At 61.6% G+C, this 3,248-nt stretch carries 3 protein-coding genes; all 3 read left to right on the top strand.

The annotated features are described in order from the left end of the window. Positions 1-1,088: 1,088 nt before the first annotated feature. Positions 1,089-1,826: an ABC transporter permease gene (locus VN856_RS08135; RefSeq protein ID WP_325687868.1), complete on the top strand. Its 738-nt coding sequence runs from the start codon at positions 1,089-1,091 to the stop codon at positions 1,824-1,826. Next, positions 1,823-2,677 (top strand): ABC transporter permease, encoded by an 855-nt coding sequence (locus VN856_RS08140; RefSeq protein WP_325687865.1) that lies wholly within the window; start codon positions 1,823-1,825, stop codon positions 2,675-2,677. The genes VN856_RS08135 and VN856_RS08140 overlap by 4 nt, the downstream gene beginning before the upstream one ends. A gap of 5 nt (positions 2,678-2,682) precedes the next feature. Then, the coding region (locus VN856_RS08145) for an MCE family protein (RefSeq protein WP_325687866.1) at positions 2,683-3,248 on the top strand (566 nt) is incomplete at its 3' end.

Genomic DNA, 3,248 nt, shown 5'->3' on the forward strand with positions numbered 1-3,248 from the left:
CGCGCGTAGTCATTCACGTGTTCTGCTTCCAACCGCTGTCGCCCTAAGTTTGAGACGGGTCGACGGGCGAGCGGTTGGCGGGGCGTAATTGGCCGGCAGCGTCAGCCGGATCTGACGCGGTGGAGGGCGCTGCACGCCGAGTTCTAGGGCAATGCGAACCGGCAATCGCGCCCACCTATGCAGGAGCGCATGCGTCGGTGTAGCGAAAAACGCTGGTCATGCCCACTGCCAGCGCCTCCGCGATCGGGCGGCTCCGTGCCGGTGCCCGACTTAGGACACCGTGCCTCTCGTGCGACGTACTGCGTGGGCGTGGATGCGGCGGTCCTGGAGTTTGTGGTGCAGAGTGCGTCTCACTACCGGCCAGATTCTCGATCTTGCTATTTCTCCTTGTCGGTTCGATAGGTGAGCAAGTGGGGCTACAAGGAGCTCCAAATATGAGCAATTATATTCTTCGGGCGGTTGAGATAACTCTTCATACACATGGCCGGTAAAAATGTCAGTGCAAAGCCAGAAGCGCCGATTTATTGCAATTAACGGATACAGAACGCATCAAATTAATTCGATCACAGCGAATGGTTTAACCACAAGATCGTGCCTCCGCCGAGCCGGAATGGATGTTCCAATCCGGCTGCGCCGCGAACGGTTCGAGGCCCGCGGATTAGGCGCTGCGATCCTGAACTTCGAGGTAGTAGAGGTGCGAAGCGGCCCCGTCGACAGCGTCCACCACGGACCGTGGAGGCCGCTCTGGCACCAATCTTTGCGACATTCTGACTAAATTTGTCGGAACCTCACAGCAAATCCGTCTCAGTTCAACAGATGTCTACCGATCCGATATTGTCGACAATAAAGAGATATGTGGTTGCTCTCGATGAAAGTCGTGGTACCGTCCCGCTGTGCCGTGGGCCACACTGCACGGGATACGGCGCTAGTTATTAACCGCAACGGGGAGGATTCACCGCTCTAATGTCGGCCGAGGCTAGATACCAACGGGTGCACTAGTGGTTGCGACGGAAGCACGCCCTGCTCCGCCGGACACCAGTTCGCCGAAGGAGGACGACGAGCTAAAGCCGGAGACCTACACCAAGCCGCTGCGAGAGGTCGGCAGCTTCTTCGCACTGTCGCTCGACATTTTGGTGCAGATGTTCCGTCCGCCCTGGGCCTGGCGAGAGTTCATCCATCAGAGCTGGTTTGTGGCGCGGGTGACGATCTTCCCGACGTTTATGGTCTCGATCCCCTTCAACGCGTTCGCGGTGTTCATCATCAACATCCTGCTGGTCGAGATCGGCGCCGCCGACCTGTCCGGTACCGGCGCCGCGTTGGCGTGTGTCGTGTACATCGGCCCGATATCGACGGTGTTAGTCGTCGCGGGTTGCGGCGCCACCGCAATGTGCGCCGAACTGGGGTCCCGCACCATCCGGGAAGAGATCGACGCGATGCGAGTGATGGGCATCGACCCGATCCAGCGCCTACTGGTGCCGAGGGTGCTTGCGCTCATGGTCAACGGGTTGTTGCTCAACGCCATCAACACGATCGTGGGTCTGGTCACGAGCTACTTCTTCTCGGTCGGCTTCCAACACGTCAATCCCGGTTCCTACGCGGCCAGCTTGACGCTGCTGGTCGGAGTCACCGAGGTCCTCATAGCCTTCGTCAAGGCGACACTGTTCGGCGTGATCGCCGGCTTCATCGCCTGCTACAAGGGCGTCACCGTGGGCGGGGGCCCGCAAGGTGTCGGCAACGCGGTCAACGAAACAGTGGTCTACACGTTCATGGCGTTGTTCGTGATCAACGTGGTATTCACGGCCGTCACGACGAAGGCGACGATATGACCGCCGTCCCCTCTGGGCAGCGGCTGCCGCGGCTGACGAATACCGCGCGCGGACTTGTCGACGGCTGGAACCGGCTGGGAACTCAGACCGCGTTCTACGTCAGGGCGCTGGGATTCACGTGGGAAGCCATCGTCCGCTACAAGGTGGAGACGCTGCGCCTGATCGCGAATATGAGTCTGGGTGTTGGCGCGCTGGCCGTCATCGGCGGCACCGTGGTAATCGTCACCACCTTGACGATGTCTGTCGGTGGGCTGGTCGCCATCCAGCTGTTCCGATCGCTATCGGACGTCGGGGTGCAGGCCTTGAGCGGTTTCGCGTCGGCCTACATCAATACGCGTCTCGCGGCGCCGCTGGTCGCCTGCATCGGCCTGGCGGCCACCATCGGTGCGGGTGCTACCGCGCAGTTGGGCGCCATGCGGATCAACGAGGAGATCGACGCGCTCGAGGTGATGGGCATCCGGACAATCACCTATCTGGTCTCCACCCGGGTGGTCGCCGGCGTCGTGGTCACCGTTCCGCTGTGGTGCATGGCTTCGTTGGCCGGCTATATGGCCACCCGCACTCTCGTCATTTTCGCCTACGGGCAGGCCCCCGGCGTCTACGACCACTACTTCCACACATACCTGCAGCCGACCGACCTGATCTGGTCGATGCTGCAAGTCATCGGGACTGCCACATCGATCATGCTGGTGCACACCTATTACGGTTTCAACGCCTCGGGCGGACCGGCAGGGGTCGGCGAGGCCGTCGGTCGTGCGGTGCGCGCGTCACTGGTCGTGGCGGTGGCGGTGACATTGGCGGTCGCGATGGCCGCCTACGGGGTGTCCGGCGACTTCAACCTGTCGGGATAGCGACGATGAGAAGGAAACGGCGTGAGGCCGGCCTGCACCCGGGACTGTGGACGGTGATCCTCCTCGCCTTCATCATCAGTGGGTTTGTGCTGACGTTTGGCGCGTTCAACAGAGACTTCAGGCCGTACGCGAGGGTGACCCTCACTTCCGACCGCTCCGGTCTGGTCATGGAACCCGGCGCAAAAGTAAAGCTGCGCGGCGTACAAGTCGGCCGGGTTGCTTCGATCCAGCCCGGCGAGCCGGTCAAGCTTCAGCTGGAACTCTATCCGGAGCAGCTGAAATACATCCCCGCCAACGTCGGCGCCGAAATCACCGCCACAACGGCATTCGGGGCCAAGTACGTCGACCTACTCACTCCCGCCGACCCGAGTACCAAGCGGCTGAGGGCGGGGGCGGTGGTGGCATCACGCAACGTGACCACCGAGGTCAACACGGTGTTCCAAAACTTGGTCGGTGTGCTGAACAAGGTCGACGTCGCCAAACTGAACGCGATCCTCACTGCGTTGGCCGACGGACTCCGCGGCAAGGGGGAGGCCATCGGCGCGTTGACCACCGACCTCAACCAAGTTCT

The sequence above is a fragment of the Mycobacterium sp. genome (assembly GCF_035603715.1).
Lineage (GTDB): Bacteria > Actinomycetota > Actinomycetes > Mycobacteriales > Mycobacteriaceae > Mycobacterium.

Bases quoted from the DNA above. Each gene is read 5' to 3' on its own strand.
- VN856_RS08140 (WP_325687865.1), top strand. From the start codon at position 1,823: ATGACCGCCGTCCCCTCTGGGCAGCGGCTGCCGCGGCTGACGAATACC.